The organism is Streptomyces sp. NPDC093097, assembly GCF_044754325.1.
In the GTDB taxonomy this organism is placed as follows: Bacteria; Actinomycetota; Actinomycetes; order Streptomycetales; family Streptomycetaceae; genus Streptomyces.
Window position 1 is genome coordinate 30720 of sequence record NZ_JBIVOW010000010.1, and the last position, 19888, is coordinate 50607.

21 protein-coding genes and 1 riboswitch are annotated in these 19888 nt (G+C 74.6%); of the genes, 10 read left to right on the plus strand and 11 right to left on the minus strand.

From position 1 onward, the window contains the following. Nucleotides 1–136 precede the first annotated feature (136 nt). From ACIQE0_RS18665 to ACIQE0_RS18690, 6 genes are all read left to right on the plus strand, one after another. Entirely contained in the window at nucleotides 137–1168 is a 1032-nt protein-coding gene (locus tag ACIQE0_RS18665; protein ID WP_366337426.1) for a DEDDh family exonuclease, read from the plus strand. 63 nt (nucleotides 1169–1231) lie between these two features. Then, nucleotides 1232–1465 carry a hypothetical protein gene (locus ACIQE0_RS18670; protein WP_274916394.1) on the plus strand — a complete coding sequence of 78 codons (234 nt, stop codon included), beginning with the start codon at nucleotides 1232–1234 and terminating at the stop codon, nucleotides 1463–1465. A gap of 120 nt (nucleotides 1466–1585) precedes the next feature. Continuing rightward, nucleotides 1586–2503 (plus strand): SURF1 family protein, encoded by a 918-nt coding sequence (locus tag ACIQE0_RS18675; protein ID WP_402333328.1) that lies wholly within the window; start codon nucleotides 1586–1588, stop codon nucleotides 2501–2503. Between the two features lie 29 nt (nucleotides 2504–2532). Next, on the plus strand, nucleotides 2533–4353 hold the full coding sequence (locus ACIQE0_RS18680) for a glycoside hydrolase family 15 protein (protein WP_402333330.1): 1821 nt from the start codon (nucleotides 2533–2535) through the stop codon (nucleotides 4351–4353). Between the two features lie 4 nt (nucleotides 4354–4357). Beyond that, the gene (locus tag ACIQE0_RS18685; protein ID WP_402333333.1) at nucleotides 4358–5113 is read left to right on the plus strand and encodes an SDR family oxidoreductase; all 756 of its coding nucleotides are present in this window, start codon (nucleotides 4358–4360) and stop codon (nucleotides 5111–5113) included. 274 nt (nucleotides 5114–5387) lie between these two features. Continuing rightward, on the plus strand, nucleotides 5388–6152 hold the full coding sequence (locus ACIQE0_RS18690) for a hypothetical protein (RefSeq protein ID WP_402333335.1): 765 nt from the start codon (nucleotides 5388–5390) through the stop codon (nucleotides 6150–6152). A gap of 121 nt (nucleotides 6153–6273) precedes the next feature. Here the strand turns inward: ACIQE0_RS18690 and amaP are convergent, their stop codons facing one another. Genes amaP through ACIQE0_RS18715 form a run of 5 tightly spaced genes read right to left on the minus strand, consistent with a single transcriptional unit; the run spans nucleotide 6274 to nucleotide 8631 of the window. Further along, nucleotides 6274–6879 carry an alkaline shock response membrane anchor protein AmaP gene (gene amaP / locus ACIQE0_RS18695; RefSeq protein WP_402333338.1) on the minus strand — a complete coding sequence of 202 codons (606 nt, stop codon included), beginning with the start codon at nucleotides 6877–6879 and terminating at the stop codon, nucleotides 6274–6276. 7 nt (nucleotides 6880–6886) lie between these two features. Beyond that, a complete protein-coding gene (locus tag ACIQE0_RS18700) occupies nucleotides 6887–7540 on the minus strand; it encodes a DUF6286 domain-containing protein (RefSeq protein ID WP_402333341.1) in 654 nt (217 codons plus the stop codon). Further along, nucleotides 7537–7929, minus strand: a complete 393-nt coding sequence (locus ACIQE0_RS18705) for an Asp23/Gls24 family envelope stress response protein (RefSeq protein ID WP_402333344.1) — start codon at nucleotides 7927–7929, stop codon at nucleotides 7537–7539. Before ACIQE0_RS18705 ends, ACIQE0_RS18700 begins: the two co-directional genes overlap by 4 nt. Nucleotides 7930–7935: 6 nt before the next feature. Beyond that, the gene (locus ACIQE0_RS18710) at nucleotides 7936–8133 is read right to left on the minus strand and encodes a hypothetical protein (RefSeq protein ID WP_366337410.1); all 198 of its coding nucleotides are present in this window, start codon (nucleotides 8131–8133) and stop codon (nucleotides 7936–7938) included. 36 nt (nucleotides 8134–8169) lie between these two features. Next, nucleotides 8170–8631 (minus strand): Asp23/Gls24 family envelope stress response protein, encoded by a 462-nt coding sequence (locus tag ACIQE0_RS18715; RefSeq protein WP_366337408.1) that lies wholly within the window; start codon nucleotides 8629–8631, stop codon nucleotides 8170–8172. Between the two features lie 288 nt (nucleotides 8632–8919). On the opposite strand from ACIQE0_RS18715, the gene ACIQE0_RS18720 reads away from it, so the two are divergent. Continuing rightward, nucleotides 8920–9657, plus strand: coding sequence for a hypothetical protein (locus tag ACIQE0_RS18720; RefSeq protein WP_402333348.1), 738 nt, complete (start codon nucleotides 8920–8922; stop codon nucleotides 9655–9657). 13 nt (nucleotides 9658–9670) lie between these two features. Here the strand turns inward: ACIQE0_RS18720 and ACIQE0_RS18725 are convergent, their stop codons facing one another. From ACIQE0_RS18725 to ACIQE0_RS18750, 6 genes are all read right to left on the minus strand, one after another. Beyond that, the gene (locus ACIQE0_RS18725; protein WP_384103746.1) at nucleotides 9671–10450 is read right to left on the minus strand and encodes an enoyl-CoA hydratase/isomerase family protein; all 780 of its coding nucleotides are present in this window, start codon (nucleotides 10448–10450) and stop codon (nucleotides 9671–9673) included. A 113-nt stretch (nucleotides 10451–10563) separates the two neighbouring features. Further along, nucleotides 10564–10785: a helix-turn-helix domain-containing protein gene (locus ACIQE0_RS18730; protein WP_066977790.1), complete on the minus strand. Its 222-nt coding sequence runs from the start codon at nucleotides 10783–10785 to the stop codon at nucleotides 10564–10566. A gap of 350 nt (nucleotides 10786–11135) precedes the next feature. Beyond that, entirely contained in the window at nucleotides 11136–12734 is a 1599-nt protein-coding gene (gene abc-f / locus ACIQE0_RS18735; protein ID WP_402333351.1) for a ribosomal protection-like ABC-F family protein, read from the minus strand. A gap of 645 nt (nucleotides 12735–13379) precedes the next feature. Continuing rightward, nucleotides 13380–14807 carry a hypothetical protein gene (locus ACIQE0_RS18740; protein WP_402333354.1) on the minus strand — a complete coding sequence of 476 codons (1428 nt, stop codon included), beginning with the start codon at nucleotides 14805–14807 and terminating at the stop codon, nucleotides 13380–13382. Nucleotides 14808–14966: 159 nt separating this feature from the next. Next, on the minus strand, nucleotides 14967–16094 hold the full coding sequence (locus ACIQE0_RS18745) for a hypothetical protein (protein ID WP_366337398.1): 1128 nt from the start codon (nucleotides 16092–16094) through the stop codon (nucleotides 14967–14969). Between the two features lie 120 nt (nucleotides 16095–16214). Continuing rightward, nucleotides 16215–16883, minus strand: a complete 669-nt coding sequence (locus ACIQE0_RS18750; RefSeq protein WP_366337489.1) for a class II aldolase/adducin family protein — start codon at nucleotides 16881–16883, stop codon at nucleotides 16215–16217. Nucleotides 16884–17113: 230 nt separating this feature from the next. On the opposite strand from ACIQE0_RS18750, the gene ACIQE0_RS18755 reads away from it, so the two are divergent. The 3 genes from ACIQE0_RS18755 (at nucleotide 17114) to ACIQE0_RS18765 (ending at nucleotide 19543) form a co-directional block, all read left to right on the plus strand. After that, nucleotides 17114–17851 (plus strand): GH25 family lysozyme, encoded by a 738-nt coding sequence (locus tag ACIQE0_RS18755; protein WP_402333356.1) that lies wholly within the window; start codon nucleotides 17114–17116, stop codon nucleotides 17849–17851. Nucleotides 17852–17989: 138 nt separating this feature from the next. Next, nucleotides 17990–19279 carry an anion permease gene (locus ACIQE0_RS18760; RefSeq protein WP_402333359.1) on the plus strand — a complete coding sequence of 430 codons (1290 nt, stop codon included), beginning with the start codon at nucleotides 17990–17992 and terminating at the stop codon, nucleotides 19277–19279. 33 nt (nucleotides 19280–19312) lie between these two features. After that, nucleotides 19313–19543 carry a hypothetical protein gene (locus tag ACIQE0_RS18765; RefSeq protein WP_366337392.1) on the plus strand — a complete coding sequence of 77 codons (231 nt, stop codon included), beginning with the start codon at nucleotides 19313–19315 and terminating at the stop codon, nucleotides 19541–19543. A 198-nt stretch (nucleotides 19544–19741) separates the two neighbouring features. Further along, a riboswitch (cobalamin riboswitch) is annotated at nucleotides 19742–19878 on the plus strand. Nucleotides 19879–19888: the final 10 nt, after the last annotated feature.

The following is a 19888-nucleotide window of genomic DNA, read 5'->3' on the forward strand; positions in this document are numbered from 1 at the left end:
CTTCCGGGCGGGGCGTACCCGCGGTAGCCCCGTTCCCCCTCCGGGGTGGGCGTCGGCGGCGGTGCGTGGCGATCCGTCCGGTTCTGTCCCCCGGCGGTGCGGTGACTGTCAGCGGTGGCCCGTATCCTCAGTGACCATGCTCGAAGACCGCAGCGCAGCCGCCCCCTCGATCGCGCCGAAGATCGGCCGGCAGCCGGGCCCGCAGACGCCGCCGGCCGACTGGCCGGCCGCCTATCCCCAGGGATACGCGGTGGTCGACGTGGAGACCACCGGCCTGGCCCGCGACGACCGGATCATCTCCGCCGCCGTGTACCAACTCGACGCCCAGGGCGCGTTCCAGGACTCCTGGTACACCCTCGTCAATCCGCAGCGCGATCCCGGCCCGGTCTGGATCCACGGTCTGACGAGCGAGGTGCTGGCCGATGCGCCGCTCTTCCCGGAGGTGGTGCCGGAGCTGTCGGTGCGCCTGGCGGACCGGGTACTGGTGGCGCACAACGCCATGTTCGACTGGTCGATGCTGGCCCGGGAGTACGCCCGGGCCGCGGCGGTCGCGCCGGTGCGGCAGCGGCTGTGCACCATCGCGCTGTCCAAGGAGCTGGGCCTGCCGCTGCCCAACCACAAACTGGAGTCCCTCGCCGCGCACTACGGCGTCATACAGGAGCGCGCCCACCACGCCCTGGACGACGCCCGGGTGCTGGCCGAGACGTTCCGCCCCAGCCTCCAGCGGGCCGCGCAGCAGTGCCTGCGGCTGCCGCTGCTGAACTGCCAGCCCCTGACGGAGTGGTCGGACAGCCCGCCGTCCCGCCCGCGCGACACCGGCTCGTCGTACCGCCCGACGTCCTGGCGGCCGGCCCGCAAGCGCCCGGCCTGCCCGTACTCCAACCCGGGGCGCTACGAGCCCGGCGGCCGGCTGGTCCAGGGGATGCGGGTCGCCTTCTCCGGGGACACCTCCGTGGACCGCGATCTGCTGGAGGACCGGACGATCGAGGCCGGGCTGCACGTGGCGACCAGCGTGTCCCGGCTCACCAGCCTGCTGGTGACCAACGATCCCGACGCCCGGACGTCCAAGGCGGTCAAGGCCACCGCGTGCGGCACCCCGGTCATCGACGAGGCGGCGTTCATGCAGCTGCTCCAGGACGTGCAGCCGGCCGCACCGGCGTCCGGGTGAAGCCCGGCCAACACACCCGCCGGCGCCGCGCCCGGCGAGTGCCTCCGCCGCAGTCTGTGGCGCATGACACGTTGTGAGGTCTGCGGAAACGACTACGGCATGACGTTCGAGGTGCACGCCCAGGGCGCGGTGCACGTCTTCGACTGCTTCGCCTGCGCGATCCACCGCATGGCGCCGATCTGCGAGCACTGCCGGGTGCAGATCATCGGGCAGGGCGTGGAGGCCAACGGCCAGTGGTACTGCGGGGCGCACTGCGCCCGCTCGGCCGGGCAGGTGGGCATCGTCGACCGGGTCTGACGCCCGGTGCGGCCGCAGCGCGCGGTGGCCCTCGTCGTCCTCCGGCGGCGCCCCTCCTCGGGGTCGCTGCCGGGGACCCCGCGGGCCGGGCGCCCAGAGTCGCGAGGTACCGTCGCAGCCGTGTACCGCTTCCTGTTGTCCCGGCAGTGGGTGATCCTCACCCTCTTGGGCCTCGTCCTGATCCCCGTCATGATCAAGCTGGGGTTCTGGCAGTACCACCGCCATCAGCACAAGGTCGCGCAGAACGCGCAGATCGCGCACAACCTGACCGCTACCCCGGTGCCGGTCACCGACCTGGCCGCGGTCGGCCGGACCCTGCCGCACGGCGACATGTGGCGCCGGGTCACCGCCAGCGGAAGCTACGACACCGCGCACGAGGTCGTGGTCCGCCAGCGCACCGCCGCCGACGAGCAGTCCATCGGCTACTACGTCCTGACCCCGCTGGTCCTGGCGAACGGCGACGCCGTCGTGGTCAACCGCGGCTGGATCCCGGCCGGCAACGACCTCACCAAGTTCCCCAAGGTGCCGGCCGCCCCCAAGGGCACGGTCACGGTCACCGGCCGGATGATGGTCGACGAGACCACCGAGGCCAGCGGGATCAAGGACACCAAGGGCCTGCCGCCCCGCCAGGTCATGCTGATCAACAGCGAGCAGCAGGCGAAGCGGGTGGGCCGGCCGATGCTCGGTGGCTACATCGAGCAGACCGCGCCGGAGTCCAAGGACAACTCCCCGGAGCTGGTGCCCGAGCCGGACCACGACTCCATCGGCCCGCACATGGCGTACGCGATCCAGTGGTGGCTGTTCGCGGCGGCGGTGCCGGTCGGCTGGGTCGTCCTGGCCCGCCGGGAGCGCCGCGACCGGATGGCGGCCGCGGCCAAGGCCGCCGAACAGGCCGACGCGGAGGCCGACGGGCCCGCGGACGCGAAGACGGACGCGACCGCCGACGCGAAGGCGGACAGCACGGCGGAGGAGACCGCCGACGCGGAGCAGCCCGCGGCCGGCGAGCCGGTAGCCCGGACAGCCGCCCCCGCCGACTGACGCCCGCACCGCGTGGGAAGGGCCGCGGGGTGCACCCACGCATCGAGGACTACGCACTCATCGGCGACCTCCAGACCGCCGCGCTCGTCGGCCGGGACGGCTCCATCGACTGGCTGTGCCTGCCCCGCTTCGACTCCCCCGCCTGCTTCGCCGCCCTGGTCGGCGACAAGGACAACGGCCACTGGACGCTGGCCCCGCGGTCGCCGCAGGCCCGCGCCACCCGCGGCTACCGCGGGGACTCGCTGATCCTCGACACCGTCTGGGAGACCCCCGAGGGCAGCGTCCGGGTCACCGACTTCATGCCGCAGCGCGACCGCGCGCCCGATCTCGTCCGGGTCGTCGAGGGGCTGCGCGGCCGGGTCGAGATGCACGGGGTGCTGCGGCTGCGGTTCGACTACGGGCGGGTGGTGCCCTGGGTCCGTGCCGTCGAGGACAGCCGGGTCGCGGTCGCCGGCCCGGACTCCGTCTGGTTGCGCACCCCCGTCGGCGCCGTCACCTACGGCAAGGACTTCAGCACCCGCTCGGAGCTCACCGTCGCGGCCGGTGAGCGCACCGCGTTCGTCCTGACCTGGCACCCCTCGCACCGGCCCCGGCCCGAGCTGATCGACCCGTTCGCGGCGCTGGCGGACGCCACCGAGGACTGGCACGCCTGGGCCGCGCGGTGCCGCTACCAGGGCCGGTACCGTGCCGCGGTGATCCGCTCCCTGATCACCCTCAAGGGCCTCACCTACGCGCCCACCGGCGGGATCATCGCGGCCCTGACCACCTCGCTGCCCGAGGAGCCCGGCGGGGTGCGCAACTGGGACTACCGCTACTGCTGGCTGCGCGACGCCACCTTGACCCTGAACTCCCTGCTCACCGCCGGCTATCTGGAGGAGGCCGGGGCCTGGCGGGACTGGCTGCTGCGCGCGGTGGCCGGCTCCCCCGAGGACCTCCAGACCATGTACGGGCTGGCCGGTGAGCGGCGGCTGCCGGAGAGCGAGCTGCCCTGGCTGTCCGGTTACGACGGATCGCTGCCGGTGCGGATCGGCAACGCCGCCGTCGAGCAGTGGCAACTCGACGTCTACGGCGAGGTGTTGGACTCGTTCCACGCGGCGCGCGTCGCGGGGCTGCCGGCCGAACCGCACGCCTGGAGCATCCAACGGGCGCTGATGGACTACCTGGAGACCGCCTGGCGCAACCCCGACGAGGGCATCTGGGAGATCCGCGGCCCGCGCCGGGACTTCGTGCACTCCAAGGTCATGGCCTGGGTCGCGGCCGACCGCGCGGTCAAGGCGCTGCGGGCGCGCCCCCAGCTCGGCGGGGACGTGAACCGCTGGCGGGCGATGCGCGACGAGGTGCACCGGGAGGTCTGCACGCGCGGCTACAGCACCGAGCGGGGCGCCTTCACCCAGTCCTACGACTCCACCGAACTGGACGCCGCCACACTGCTGATCCCGCGGGTCGGCTTCCTCCCGGGCACCGACCCGCGGGTGGTCTCGACCGTCGACACGGTGCGCCGCGAGCTCTCCCTCCCCCATGGCCCCAAGGGCATGGGAGGTGCCCCCACCGGCCTGGTGCGCCGTTACCGCACCGAGGGGGCCGGCGTGGACGGCCTTGCGGGCAGCGAGGGCACGTTCCTGGTCTGCTCGTTCTGGCTGGCGGACGCGCTGCTGCTGACCGGGCGCCGGGCGGCGGCCCGGGCGCTGTTCGAGCGGCTGCTGACGCTGCGGAACGACGTGGGGCTGCTGGCCGAGGAGTACGACCCGGCCACCGGGCGGCAGTTGGGGAACTTCCCGCAGGCGTTCAGCCACGTCGGGCTGGTGGGGACCGCCTTCGCCCTGCACGACGAGGGGAGGGGGGCAGACTAGGTCCATGGATCTTGGACTCACCGACCGGACGTACCTCCTCACCGGCGCCACCCGCGGCCTGGGCTTCGCCACCGCCCGCGCACTGGTCGACGACGGCGCCAACGTCGTGCTCACCGGCCGCACCGAGGAGGCCGCCGCCGAGGCCGCCGCCTCCCTGGGCGAACGGGCCCTGGGCCTCGCCGCCGACAACTCCGACCCCGAGGCCCCGGCCCGCCTGGTGGCGGCCGCCCGGGAGCGCTTCGGGCGCTTCGACGGCGTCCTCATCAGCGTCGGCGGCCCGGCGCCCGGCACCACCGACACCACCACCGACGACCAGTGGCGGGCGGCCTTCGAGACGGTCTTCCTCGGCGCCGTCCGGCTCGCCCGCACCGCCGCCGCCGAACTGGACGAGAGCGGCGTCATCGGCTTCGTCCTCTCCGGCTCGGTGTACGAACCGATCGCCGGGCTCAGCATCTCCAACGGCCTGCGCCCCGGCCTCGCCGGCTTCGCCAAGTCCCTCGCCGACGAGCTGGGCCCGCGCGGCATCCGCGTCGTCGGCGTCCTCCCCGGCCGGATCGCCACCGACCGGATGACCCAGCTCGACGCGGCCTCCGGCGACCCCGAGGCGTCCCGCGCCCGCAACTGCGCCACCATCCCGCTGCGCCGCTACGGCGACCCGTCGGAGTTCGGCCGCGCCGCCGCCTTCCTGCTGTCCCCCGCCGCGTCCTATGTGACGGGGGTGATGGTCCCGGTGGACGGCGGGGCCCTGCGGAGTTTCTGAGCGCAGCGGGGCGCCACGGCCCCTCGGGCCCCGAACTCCGGCGCCCCTGCGGCCCGCGCGGTTCCTTCGCTCCGGGCCGGAACCTCGGGCGGAACCGCCTTCCCGAGAGGCCGCCTCCCCGCGGAAGGTGACATGACAAGATCGGACGGTCGATCTTGCGCGAGGAGACCCGAGAGTGAGCTACCCCCAGCAACCGCCGGCGTACGGTTACCCCGCCCCGGGCGGACCCCAGCAGCCCGTCCCGCCCCTTGGCCCGCAGCCTGCGGGAGGTGCCGTGCCACCGGGCGCCGGGCCGGGCGGGCCGGCCGGTTGGGGCGGCCCACCGGTCGCACCGCCCCCGCAGCGCAAGCGCAAGGGCGCGCTGATCGCCGTGCTGTCCGTGGTGGCCGTGCTCGTGATCGGCCTCGTGGTCGGTGGCCTGGCCTGGTCCCAGAAGAAGGACCAGGACAAGGAGATGGTGCCGTACACCCTCTCGCTCCCGCAGAAGATCCTGCGGGGCGACTACTACAAGAAGGGCGACGACTCCACCATCTGCACGGACTGCCTGACGTCCACCGACGGGATCGAGAAGCTGGGCATCCAGAAGGGGTTCCCCTTCGCCGCCCACTACGTGCAGAACCCGGCGAACGCACCGGCCGACACCAAGAGCCATCCGACGCTCAGCGTCCTCGGCATCGAAGGAAAGGTCACCAACCCGTCCGCCTCGGTGGAGGCGGCCCTGACGCGTATGCACAAGGACGACACGAAGAAGGCGAAGGACCTCGGGGTCAAGCTCACGGTCATCGAAGGGACGAAGGTGTCCGCCTACAAGGGCGACGGCTTCGACGGGACCATCATGAAGTGCGAGTCGTTCATGTTGCAGCCGAAGACCGGCCTCGACAACAACGTGATGGTCACCCGCTGCGTATGGGGCGATCCCAGTGCAGTGGGGATCGTGCAGCAACAGGGGACGGGTATCGCCTCCCACGTGATGGTGACGAACAATCTGACCGAGGCCACGCTCCTGATCCGGAGCGAGGTGCGGCACCCGAGCGCCTGACGCGGGCGCGGCACACCGCGTCCGGCGACTGAACAGCGGGGTGACACCGCGGTGTTGAGGGCGGCACCGTCCGCGGCGAGCGCCGCCGGCTCACCTCGCACACCGCGGGCGAACAGGTCCGCTAGCTCACTCGCTCCGCCCGATGCCGTACCGCCCGCAGCCGGACCTCCGTCGGCAGCTCTGCCAGGCCGGCCGAGGTGCGGGCGTGCACCACCACGTCTTCGGACAGCCGCAGCACCACGATCCCGGGGTCGGCGTGCGGGGCGAGGACCAGGAGGGCGCGCAGCTGCGGCGCGGTACGGCGGCCGGTCAGGGCGACGGCCGCGCGGTCGACGCCGTCCACCGCCGCGGCCTCGGCGGCCACGGCCGCCTCCAGCGCCCGACCGGTCACCACCGCGCCCTCCCCGTCGCCGCTGTCGACCAGCACCGTGCCGAGCCGGCGCCGCCGAAGCTGGGCCAGCAGCCACCACAGCAGCAACAGGACCAGTACGGCCAGTACGGCGATGACCGTCGGCCACCACCAGCCGCGGTCGGTGAAGCGGGTGCGGTCCGCGGCCGGGAGCGGCACCGCGTCCGGACGGGCCCAGGGCCAGCCGGCGGGCAGGGCGAGGTGCCGGCGGGCCGGCAGGCCGAGGCCGCCGAGCAGGACCAGTCCGCCGGTGCCGAACAGCAGCAGTCCGACCAGGCCGAGCAGCGCCCGGTTGACCGTCGCGCCAGCGGTGCGCATCGCGCCCTCACCTCCTCTTGGGGCGCCGGACCTCGACGGACAACCGCGGCCGGCACGTCAGACCGAGCTGTCGCAGGCCGTCGCCGAGCGCCACGGCGAGGTCGCCGCGGACCTCCTCCAGCTCCCGGAAGTGCACCACCGCCCGGGCCCGCGCCCGGTGGCGGCCGACGGTCATCCGCACGGACTGCACGCCGGAGACCTCCATGGCCCGGTCGCGCAGCACCAGCGCGGCGGCCGGCCGGTCGAGTCCGGCCCGGATGCCGGGGGTGGTGCGCCGCATCGGCAGCACCGTCCGCAGCCCCGGGGTGAGCGCCAGCACCAGCAGCCAGATCCCGAGGACCGCCGCGGCCGCCGCGGTGCCCAGCACCCAGGGGTCGTCGAGGTGACGGGTGGCCAGTTCGTGCGCCAGCCGGCGGCGCCAGGCCATCGCGGTGCGGCCGGCCCGCACCGCGGCCACGTCGTAGAGCAGCAGTCCCGTGGCGCCCAGCAGGACCAGCGCGACCAGGGCGGCCGGCACCCGGCGGGCCGACCAGAAGCGCCCGGCGGGCCCGCCGGCGACCGGTTCGGGGGCCACGGCGTCCAGTACCGACGCCGGCAACCCGCCCTCCGCACCCGGCCGTTCACCGGCCCCCGCCCCGCCCGCGCCGCGCCGCGCGCTCATCGCACCCGCTCCCGGCCCCGCGCCGTCAGCAGCGGCGAGTTCAGCCGCTCGACCCGCACCGCCACCTCGGCGACCGTCATGCCCGCCAACTCGGTGACGCGCTCGGTCACTTGACGGCGCACCTCGCCGCACTGCGCACCGATGGGGGCCGGGTAGCCCAGCTCCACGGCGATCCGCAGCCGGGCCTCGCCGAACGGCGGGTGGACCTCGCGGCGGGCCACCGTCACCGTGGCGTGGGCGTCGGTGGGCGCGCCCAGGGACACCGCACGCAGCGCCTCCCGGGCCGCCCGCGCGGCGATCTTGGCGACGACCCGGTCGGCGATCCGGGTCGCACCGCGCTCACCGGCCGGTACGTCGGCGGCAGCGGCGGACGGGGACACCGTCGCCATCCGGGCTCACCGCCGCCGGTCGTCGCGGTCGCCGGTCCGGGTACGGAAGAACTCCCCGCCCTCCAGGTCCCCGTCGAGGAACCTCCCGGCCATGAACCCGACGGCGCCCAGGGCCGCCACCAGGATGAAGGCCCCGAACCCGCCGAAGTACCCGGCGAAGCCCAGCGCCATCCCGGCCACGAGGCCGATCACGGCCATGCTCATCGTGCGCTCCTTCGCTTGCCGCTCCGGCCGGCCCGGTCACTGGATCCGCGGCTCCGCTGCCTCGTCCTCGTCGTCCTCGTCGGGCAGCTTCACATCGCTCACCGCGATGTTGACCTCGACGACCTCCAGACTGGTCATCCGCTCCACGGCGGCGATCACGTTCTCCCGGACCTCCCGGGCCACTTCCACGATGGCGAACCCGTAGTCGACCACGATCTCCAGGTCCAGCGCGGTCTGCACCTCACCGACCTCGGCGTTCACCCCGCGGGTGGCGCTGGACGCCCGCCCGCCGCCGGGCACCCGGTCGCGCACCGCGCCGAGGGTGCGGCTGAGCCCACTGCCCATCGCGTGCACGCCCACCACATCGCGGGCGGCGAGCCCGGCGATCTTCTCCACGACGTCGTCGGCGATGGTGGTCCGCCCACGGGTCGCGGGGTCGCCGCCGCCCCGCTTCACCGGCGGCTTCGGCGCCTCCCCGCCCGGCTGCTCCTCGGTCATCGCCGCACGCCCCTTCTGCCCCGCACCGCCGACCGGCCGCCTGACGGGGCGTCGGCGGGGCGCCCGCCCCGCACGGCGCCCATCGGCACACCCGAACCCACCGCGACGTTCGCACCCTTCAACCAACTCACCCCACTCGCACCGGACATCCCATTCGTCCCCTCGTTCCGCTCCCCACAGTAGGGGCGGTCGGCGGGGTGCGCTCCGGGGACGCGGCAGCGGAGTGCCGGCCTGCCGGGACGCACCGGCTGCGGCAGGCTGAGGAGGGGACCGGGAAGGGGTGACGCGGTGTCCGCGGACGAGGTGGCACGCGCCGTACGGGCACAGCTCGGCATCGGCCGGGTCCTGCCGCTCGGCGGCCCGGCGGACGGGGCGTGGATCACCGAAGGCGCGGCCCGCGCGGCGCTGCTGCGGGCCCCCGGCGCCCCACCGGGCGTCCGCCTGGGCACACTGCGGCTCTCCCTCGCCGCCCCCGACGACGCTCCCGCACCGGCCGTCCCCGCGCCGCCCAGCGCCCTGCCGCCGGGCCCGCTGCGCCTCACCGCGGACTTCGCCGCACCGCCCGGCCGCCCCCTGCCGGCGCTCGCCGCCCGGCTGCGCACGGCCCTGCTGGCCGCGGCGGAGGACGGCCTGGGGCTACGGGTGAGCGCGGTGGACCTCCGGGTCGGCGACCTGGTGGACGAGACGGCCGGGCCCGCCCCGGCGGACGTCGTGGAGGAGAGAGGGAGGGAGACCGGGGCAGGAACCGCCCCGGGCCGGGCCGGACGCCCGGGCGCGGAAGGCCCGGACGACCTCGCCGCCCGGGTGCTCGCCGTCCCCGGGGTGGCCCGTCTCGCCCCGGCCCCGGCCGGACGCTCCGGCCCGCTCACCCGCACCGGCGACGGGAGGCATGTCCTGGTCCAGCTGGTGACCGCCGGCGGTCACCGCCCCCTGGACGTGGCCCGCGCCGTCCGCCGGGCGGTGACCGGTCCGCCGCCGGCGCCAGCGTCGGCGGCGGTACTGGTCACGGCGGTGAGGAGCCGGTGACGTCCCGCGGGGATCAGTCCCCTATGCCGGCCAGGTCCCGCAGCCGGCGCGCCTGGGCGGCGCGCTCGGCCCGGCGCTGCTCCTCGTAGGTGCGGTCCACGGCACCGCCCAGCAGGGCCTTGGTCTCGATGACGGCGTCCCGGGGCGCGGCCAGCAGCGCCGCGGCCAAGTCGGCCACCGCGCCGTCGAGTTCGTCCCCGGGCACGACGACGTTGGCCAGGCCGATCCGCGCGGCCTCGTCGGCGTGCACGAAGCGCCCGGTGGCGCAGATCTCCAGCGCCCGGGCGTAGCCGACCAGTCCGACCAAGGGGTGGGTGCCGGCCAGGTCCGGGACCAGGCCGAGGCTCGTCTCGCGCATGGCGAACTGTGCGTCCTCGGCGGCGACCCGCAGGTCGCAGGCGAGGGCGAGCTGGAAGCCAGCGCCGATGGCGTGCCCCTGGACGGCGGCGATGGACACCAGGTCGGTCCGCCGCCACCAGGTGAACGCCTCCTGGTACTCGGCGATCGTGGCGTCCAGCGCTTCGTCCGTGCCGCGCGCCAGATCGAGGAACGACGGCTCGCCGTCGAACCCTTCGGGCGTGAACGCCTGGCGGTCCAGCCCCGCGGAGAAGGACCTGCCCTCGCCGCGCAGCACCACGATCCGCACGTTCCCCGGCAGCAGCGCGCCCGCCTCGACCAGCGCCCGCCACATGGCGGGGGTCTGTGCGTTGCGCTTCTCCGGATTGGCGAGGGTCACTGTGGCGATCGCATCGTCCACGGTGAGCCGCACACCGTGCTTGTCGAGCAGAGTCATGAGGGCGCCTCCGAGTCAGCCACCGCACCTTCGTGCGTAAGTGACTGAACGGTAACCTCCCGGCCGACTGCTCGGACGGCCGGGGGCACCGCAAGCACCCGGAGCCGCGGCCCTCAGACCGAGGCGGCCTTCTTGCCCCTCGTGGCTCCGCCGCGGCCGCGCAGGACCACACCGGATTCGGTGAGCATCCGGTGCACGAATCCGTAGGAGCGGCCGGTTTCCTCAGCCAGCGCCCGGATGCTCGCACCGGAGTCGTACTTCTTCTTCAGGTCTGCCGCGAGCTTCTCGCGCGCGGCGCCGGTTACCCGGCTGCCCTTCTTCAGAGTCTCGGCCACCCGTGCCTCCTCGTGGGAAGTGCGCTCTGGACTCTCATGATCACCCCTCCTCGGCTTCCTGGCCACCCATTCCGCAAGGTATGTGGGACTTCCTTTGCCGCCCCGCGGGCGCCCGGGGCGGTCCGCACTCCCTCTTCCGCGCGCCCCGGGACGCGCGGACGCGCCCTGGTGCGCGAGAAGTGCCAGGTCAGGTGGTATGTCGCGGAAAAGGCGACGGCCGGGCCCGAGGGGCCCGGCCGCATATTGCAGGCTCGCCGGTGTACGAGCCGTTCTCACTCAGATGATGGATCACCCGTGGGCCGAATGATCCAGCAGGCATGATCCGACCGGCGGCACCGGCGCCGCGGGGATCAGGCCAGCGCGACCAGGTCCGCGTAGTCCTGGCCCCACAGGTCCTCGACGCCGTCCGGCAGCAGGATGATCCGCTCCGGCGCCAGGGCGTCCACGGCGCCCTCGTCGTGCGTCACCAGCACCACCGCGCCCGTGAAGGTGCGCAGCGCGCCGAGGATCTCCTCGCGGCTGGCCGGGTCGAGGTTGTTGGTGGGCTCGTCGAGGAGGAGGACGTTGGCGGAGGAGACGACCAGGGTGGCCAGGGCCAGGCGGGTCTTCTCGCCGCCGGAGAGCACGCCGGCGGGCTTGTCGACGTCGTCGCCGGAGAACAGGAAGGAGCCCAGCACCTTGCGGACCTCGACGAGGTCCATGTCGGGGGCGGCGGAGCGCATGTTCTCCAGGACCGAGCGGTCCGGGTCCAGGGTCTCGTGCTCCTGGGCGTAGTAGCCGAGCTTGAGGCCGTGGCCGGGGCGGACCTCGCCGGTGTCGGGCGTCTCCACGCCCGCCAGCATCCGCAGCAGGGTGGTCTTGCCGGCGCCGTTGAGGCCCAGGATGACGACCCGGGAGCCCTTGTCGATGGCCAGGTCGACGTCGGTGAAGATCTCCAGGGAGCCGTAGGACTTGGAGAGGCCCTCGGCCGTCAGCGGGGTCTTGCCGCACGGCGCCGGGTTCGGGAAGCGCAGCTTGGCGACCTTGTCGGAGGCGCGCACCGCCTCCAGGCCGGCCAGCAGCTTGTCGGCGCGCTTGGCCATGTTCTGGGCGGCGACGGTCTTGGTGGCCTTGGCCCGCATCTTGTCGGCCTGGGAGTTGAGCGCCGCGGCCTTCTTCTCGGCGTTGGCGCGCTCGCGCTTGCGGCGCTTCTCGTCGGCCTCGCGCTGCTGCTGGTAGAGCTTCCAGCCCATGTTGTAGACGTCGATCTGGGAGCGGTTGGCGTCCAGGTAGAAGACCTTGTTGACGACCGTCTCGACCAGGTCGACGTCGTGGGAGATCACGATGAAGCCGCCGCGGTAGGTCTTGAGGTAGTCGCGCAGCCACGCGATGGAGTCGGCGTCGAGGTGGTTGGTGGGCTCGTCGAGCAGCAGGATGTCGGAGTCCGAGAAGAGGATCCGGGCCAGCTCGACGCGGCGCCGCTGACCGCCGGAGAGGGTGTGCAGCGGCTGGCTGAGGATGCGGTCGGGCAGGCCCAGGCTGGCGGCGATGGTCGCGGCCTCGGCCTCGGCGGCGTAGCCGCCCTTGGTGAGGAACTCCGTCTCCAGCCGCTCGTACTTCTTCATGGCCTTCTCGCGGGTGGCGCCCTGGCCGTTCGCCATCCGGTCCTCGTTCTCCCGCATCTTGCGCAGGACGGTGTCCAGGCCGCGGGCGGAGAGGATGCGGTCGCGGGCCAGGATGTCGAGGTCGCCGGTGCGCGGGTCCTGCGGGAGGTAGCCGACCTCGCCGGAGCGGGTGACCGAGCCGCTGGTCGGCATGCCCTCGCCGGCCAGGACCTTGGTGAGGGTGGTCTTGCCGGCGCCGTTGCGGCCGACCAGGCCGATGCGGTCGCCCTTGGCGATACGGAAGGAAGCGGACTCGATGAGGATGCGAGCGCCGGCGCGCAGCTCAAGGCCGGAAGCGGTGATCACGGAAAAACTCCAGGGCAGGAAGACGGCGGGTTGGACGGACGGTCCGAGAGCGGTCTACGCCGTCTAATGAACCCAGAGGAGAACTGCCATGCAGGCAAGTCTAACGGGACCGTGCAAGTAGTTTTCGGGCGTTGTCAGACCCCGCCGCGAGACTGTGAGGCAGGACACAGGAGTCCGGGCGGCGCGGCGCCGTCCGGCGGCGCGGGAGGGGTGGTGATCGACATGGCGGACGGGACGGCGACGGCCCCCGCACCGCTCCCGCGGGGCGCCCCGGGAGCCGTCCGGCAGGTGGCGGCGTCCGGACGCAGCGGCGGCGCGCGGTACGGCGGCCCGGAAGGGGCGGCGCGGCACGCCGAACTCGCCTACCGCGGCGGGGAGATGACGCCCGATCCGCAGCCCAAGGGCCCGGCGGCCCGTTCGGCGAGGCGGGGCGGCGGCGACGGGCCGCGCGGTGTGCGCGTCCTCGGCGACGGGCCCGAGGCGCACGGCGGGCGGACCCGGCGGGCCGAGGCGGAGCGCCTGGCGTCGCCTACGGGCCGGGAGCACGGTGCGCGACGCCGAGGGCGGCGTCCGGAGCTTCGGCGGCCACCGGCCGGGCGGGGCGGGGGCATGACCCGCCGGCGCCCGGCCGGGGTGCGCGGCGGCTTACGCGCCGCCGGTGTGGACCTGGAACGCCGCCCGGCGCACGGCCTTGGCGAGCGCCGGGTCCGGGTGGGCGGCGGCCAGCGCCACCAGCACCTGCACGGTCCGCGGGTGGCCGACCGCGCGGACCTCCTCCAGCAGCCGCGGCACCGAGCCCTGGACGGCCGAGTCCAGGTGCCGGACCAGCAGTTGGGTCTCGCCGTGGTCGGCGACGGCCGCCGCGGTGTCCACCCACAGCCAGGTCGACTCCTCGCGGGTGAGGACGTCCGGCGCGGTCTCGGGGTCGCCGCCCTCGTGCTCGAAGAGCCACAGCAGGGCGTAGGGCCGCAGCCCCGGCTCCTCGGCGATGGCGCGCACGGCCGGTTCGGCGGGCGCGCCGACCGCGCGCAGCGCCTCGAAGGCCAGCCCGCGCAGCAGCGCGTCCTCGCCGCGGGCGACGGTCAGGAGTTCCTCGACGGCGGCGCCGACGGAGCGGGCGGCGAGCCAGGCGCGGTATTCGGCGCGGGCCGGGCCCGGGGTGAGCCGGGCGCAGCCGCGCAGCATCGCCTCCGCGGACTGCTCGATATTGCCGGCCGGGCTCTGCGCGGCGACGCAGATCTGCTCCAGCTTGACCCACACCGACCAGTTGCCGAGCGGCGTCAGCTGCGCCTCCTGGCCGTGGTGGCGGCCCTCGTCGACGCCTGCGGGGGCGCCGTCCTGCGGCACCAGCGCGCCGACCGCGAGCAGTGCGCCCAGCGCCCAGTCCAGCAGCTCGGCGAGCGGCGCCCCCGCGGCGTCGCTCGCCGGTCCGCCGGCGGCGTCCGGGTCGGGCCCGTAGGGCACCTCGCAGCGTTCGGTGCGCAGTTCGGCGACGCGCTGGGTGAGCATGTCGAGCAGCACCGGCAGCCGCACCGGCCCGGCGGACAGGTGCAGCAGGGACAGCAGCTGCGGGACGGCCTCGACGACCTCGGCGACGGCCGACGGGCCGGCGTCGGCCGGGGCGGGCAGCGCCAGCGACCAGGCGTCGAAGAGCGCGACCCAGCCGCGCAGGGCGGCGATGTCGTCGCGGTCCCAGGCGCGCAGCCGCCAGCCGGGGCGGGCGAGGCCGTCGTGGAGCTCGACGAGCCCGGCGAGGCGGGCCCGGTCCCAGTCGGCGCGGACCTGGTGGGGCGTCAGGGCCAGGGCCTCGGCGGCGTCGGTGACGGCGGCCTGCGGGAGCGATCCGTCGGAACCGGCGCGGAGGCTGCCCGCGCGGTCGGCCCAGTGCGCGAGGCGGGCCGCGCCGGCCAGTGCGGCACGGGCCTGGCGGGCCAGTTCCGCGGGCGGCGGGGTGCCCTCGGGGGGCCTGGGCGCCGGGCGGGTGGCCCGGGTGCTCACCGCCCGGCGGGCGGCCGCAATCGGTTGTCGGGGGACGAGTCGGAGCCGGGAGTCGCGCGGTGTACGGGACGTCACAGGAGCAGTCTTGCTGCTGACGGCCCGAAAGCCCAATCGGAACCCTGCGTGCGGTCTGCCGGCCGCGCGCCATCCCGGTGTCCCGTCCCGGACAGGGGGAGTTGTCCGCCCGTACACCTCCCGGCCCGCGCGGCGTCGGCCGGCTCCGCCGTCCCGGCGTCACATCAGCGGGGTGAGGAAGCGGCGCAGGGTCTCCTCGTAGCGGTCGGGGGCGGCGTTCCACATCGCGGCGTGCGGGGCGTGCGGGACGGCCTGAAGCGTGATCAACTCCGGGCGGCGGGCGGCGAAGCGGCGGGAGGCGTCCCAGGGGGCGACGGTGTCCTCCGGGCCGTGGAAGAGGAGGACGGGCGCGTCGAGGGCGTCGGGGTCGACGGCGTCGGCGGGCCGGTCGACGGGCAGTCCGGTGTGGCCCTCGGCGGCGCGGACGGCCAGCGGGAGCAGGGCGCGCGGGATGCGCCGGGCGGCGGCCAGCGCGCGGACGGTGGCGTGCCGGTCGAGGACCGGGGAGTCCAGGACGAGGCCGGAGATGCGGTCCCGCAGCGAGGAGTTGACGGCGGCGCGCAGCGCCATGGTGGCGCCGGTGGACCAGCCGTGGAGGACGACCGCGCGGGCGCCGTAGCGGACGGCGTAGCGGATCGCGGCGTCCAGGTCGCGCCATTCGGTGTCGCCGAGGTGGTGCAGGCCGTCGGCGGTGCGGGGCGCGCCGGGGTCGTTGCGGTAGGCGAGGTCGAGGACGGGGAAGCGGTGGCGGTGCAGGAACGGCAGTACCACCATGGGGTGTTCGCGGGTGGTGCCCAGGCCGTGGACGGTGATGACCCAGGTGTCGCGGGCGCCGGGCACGAACCACGCGGGCAGCGCGCCGAGTTCGCCGGGGACGTCGACGTCCGCGGCGGTCAGGCCGAGCGCGTCGCGGGGGTTGCCGGCGTGCACCTGCGGGGTCAGCCGCATCCGGGAGCCGGGCCGCAGGGCGCCGTGGGTGACCCGCTCCAGGCGGCGGACGACGGCGTCGGCCGGGTGCGGGGTGCCGTGGACGACGGGGCCGACCACCGCATGGCAGCCGGCGCCGGTGAGGCCGTAGATGCCGGGTCTGAGGGAGGCCAGGCTGCGGGTGAGGACGATGTGGTCGCCGTCGGCGGAGTGGACGGTGAGCCGGGAGTCCCCGGGGAAGGGATGGCCCGGCGACGGTTTCAGGGCAACATCGCCGGCGTACCGGCCGGCCGCCACGGCCGCCGCCGCGGCACCGATCACGGTGGTGGCGGCCACCGCCGCCACGGTCCCCAGTCGCATCTCTCCAGTGTGCGCAGCGCCGCCGGACCCGGCCACCGGGCGCCGGGGCGGACGGCCGGACCAGCGGTGTTGTGCGGTGCCAAGGACCGTGCGGGGTGCGGGGACGGGGGCGTTCGGGGGCTACGCGGGGTCGTCACCGGGCTGGCCGTAACCGCGCAGCCGCTCCCCCGCGGCGGCGAGCTGGGCGGCCGACAGCAGGCTCGGGGTGTGGCCGGGCACGGAGACCGCGGTGAGCCAGACCCGGCACATCCACTCCAGTTGGGCGGTGCGGTCCAGCGCCTGGGCGAGGCCGGTGCCGTGGGCGATGGTGCCGTGGTTCTGGAGGAGCGCGGCCGAGCGGTCGCGGAGGGCCGCGGTCATGTTGGCGGCGAGTTCGTCGCTGCCGTAGAGGGCGTAGGGGGCGACGCGGACGGGGCCGCCGAGCGCGGCCGCCATGTAGTGGACGGGCGGGAGTTCGGTGACGAGGGTGGAGACGGCGGTGGCGTACGGGGCGTGGGTGTGCACGACGGCGGTGGCGGTGGTGTCGCGGTAGACCGCCAGGTGGAGCGGAAGTTCGCTGGTCGGGCGGAGCCTGCCGATGACCTGGCGGCCTTCGGGGTCGACCCCGGTGAGGTCGGCGGGGCCGAGCCGGTCGTAGGGGACGCCGCTGGGGGTGACGAGGATCAGGTCCTTGATGCGGACCGAGACGTTGCCCGAGGTGCCGACGACGAGGCCGTCGGCGACCGTCCGGCGGGCGGTGGCGACGAGCTCGCTCCAGGCGGCGGCGAGGTGGTCCGGGTGGTCCTTCATGGTCTCCTCCGGTGCGGCGCGGCGGGACGTGCGGATACGCACGAGGGCGGTGCACGACACCGTACGAGCAGGCCGGGGCACAGTACGCCCGGGCGTCATCTGCCAGGTATCCGCCATAGGGGGATACCTGCCCCCTGGGGGCGATTGGCCGGAGAACGACCGCCTTGCGTTGATCACCCATTAACGTCGTGTGAACTACACCCCTCACATGTCATCACCCAGGGGGACCCATGACCTGTGACCGCTCCACCCCCCGGACCAGGCTGGCGACCGCGATAGCGGTGGCGTCGCTGGCCGGCACCGCACTCGCCGAACACTCCGCCTGGGCCGCCGCGGGCGGCCGGCCGTTGGGGCACGACGTCTCCTCGTACCAGAAGCACATCGACTGGCGCGCGGCCCGCGCGAAGGGCGCCCGGTTCGTCTACGTCAAGGCCACCGAGTCGGACCGCTACCGCAACCCCTCCTTCTCCGTGCAGTACCGCGGCTCCCGGGCGGCCGGACTGCTGCACGGCGCCTACCACTTCGCGGTGCCCAACTCCTCGTCGGGCACCCGGCAGGCCCGCTACTTCCTCCAGCACGGCGGCCACTGGAAGCGGGACGGCTGGACGCTGCCGCCCGCCCTCGACCTCGAGCACAACCCGTACAACACCCGGCAGCCGTGCTTCGGGCTGAGCCGCGCGGCGCTGGTGCGCTGGATACGGGCGTTCAGCGACGAGGTGCGGCGCAGCACGGGCCGGCGGCCGGTGATCTACACCACGGCCCGCTGGTGGGAGCTCTGCACGGGCGGCAGCCGGGCCTTCGGCGCGACCCATCCGCTGTGGCTGGCGGACTATTCGGGGGCGGCGCGGCTGCCCGCGGGCTGGTCGGTCCTGAGCATCCGGCAGTACGCCGCGCACGGCCCGCTGCCGGGTGACCAGGACCGCTGGAACGGGACCCTGGCCCAGCTCAGGAGGTTTGCCAACGGATGAGACGGGTGTGGCGGCTGAGACGCCTCCGCGTGAACACTGCGGGGGTGTCACCGTGGCGCCCGGCCCAGTTCATCTTCCGTTCACCCGTCGTCCGTACGGTCCCGACGACACTGACCATCGAACGGATTGCCTGGGTGAATGGAACACATCACGCTTCTCATCGGGATCGTGATCGTCACGGCCTTGGTGTTCGACTTTACGAACGGCTTCCACGACACGGCCAACGCGATGGCCACCACCATCTCCACCGGGGCCCTGCGGCCCAAGACCGCGGTGGCGATGTCGGCGGTACTCAACCTCGTCGGGGCGTTCCTGTCCGTTGAGGTGGCCAAGACCATCTCCGGCGGCATCATCGACGAGAGCGCCGGCATCAGACCAGAAGTGATCTTCGCCGGCCTGGTCGGCGCCATCGTCTGGAACCTCGTGACCTGGCTCGCCGGCCTCCCCTCCAGTTCCTCGCACGCCCTCTTCGGTGGTCTCATCGGCGCGACCCTGGTGTCCGTCGGCACCGGCGGGGTGCACGGCGAGGCCGTCGTGATGAAGGTCCTGATCCCGGCGGTGGCCGCGCCGTTCGTCGCGGGTCTCGCCTCGATGGCGGCGACCCGGCTCACCTACCGGCTGGCCCGCGGCCGCGACGAGGCCGACACCGCCAAGGGCTACCGCGCCGGCCAGATCGCCTCGGCCGCGCTGGTCTCGCTGGCCCACGGCACCAACGACGCGCAGAAGACGATGGGTGTGATCACCCTCGCGCTGATCACCGGCGGCGTCGTCGCCCCGCATGCCGACCCGCCGATGTGGGTGATCGCCTCCGCGGGCCTGGCCATCGCGCTCGGTACCTACCTGGGCGGCTGGCGGATCATCCGCACCATGGGCAAGGGCATCACCGACATCCAGCCGCCGCAGGGCTTCGCCGCCCAGACCAGCGCCGCGGCCACCATCCTGGCCTCCTCCCACCTCGGCTTCGCGCTCTCCACCACCCAGGTCTGCTCCGGCGCCGTGATGGGCTCCGGGCTCGGCCGCAAGGGCGGCGTGGTGCGCTGGGCCACGGCCGGCCGGATGGTCGTGGCGTGGTTCCTGACGCTGCCGGCCGCGGCGCTGGTCTCCGCGGGGGCCGCGCTCCTCGTCGACCAGGGCACCTGGGGCGTGGCGGCCACCGCCGGCCTGGCGCTGGCGGTCTGCGGCGGCATCTGGGTCGCCTCCCGGCGCAAGCCGATCGACCACACCAACGTCAACGAGGGTCCGGCGGAGCCGGCCGGTGTCGTCACCGCCGCGCTCCAGACCGTCGCCCCGCCCCCGGCGGGTCCCCTCGCCCCGGCGGCCACCGAGGCGGCCGCGGCCACCGTGCCCGCCCAGGCCACCGCGGCCGTCATCCCCACCCAGCACGGCCCGGCCGACTCCCCCGCCCAGCCCGCGACGGCCTCCTCCTGACGGCCCGGCCGCACCGACCTTAAGGACAACGCAATGCACATCGACTGGGCAGCTCTCGGCGAGGTCTTCGGCGTCACCCTCGCGGTGACGGTGGGGCTCGTGGGCCTGTTCACCGTCGGCATCGTGGGCACCTCCCGCAAGCCGGCCGCGGACGGCGGGGCCTCGACCGCACCGGGCGCGGGCGCGCGGGCCGGGGCGCTGGTGGCCTTCGCGCTCTGCGCGGCGGCGGTGGCGTACGGGATCTATCTGATCGTCGCCGCCTGAGAACGACGCCGGCGAAGCCGGCGGGACGGGGCGTCCGGAGGGCGCGGCAGCAGCCGCGGCGCCGGGCGCCCCGTTCGTGCGCCGGGGCCCCTCTGTGGTCTTGGCCACAGGTCCCGCGGTGGCGCTGCGTCGCAGGTCAAGGGCGAGTTGACGGGCGTCGCGGGGCGTGGTGGACTGCCGGGGCCAATCGGCGACAGCAGAGGAAGTCCGGTGCGAATCCGGCGCGGTCCCGCCACTGTCACCGGGGAGCGCTCCTCCGACGAGGGCCACGGTCCGTACGTTTCCGTACGGGCGGGAAGGCCGGGGGAAGCGCCGATCCGGGAGCCAGGAGACTCTGGTCGCCGT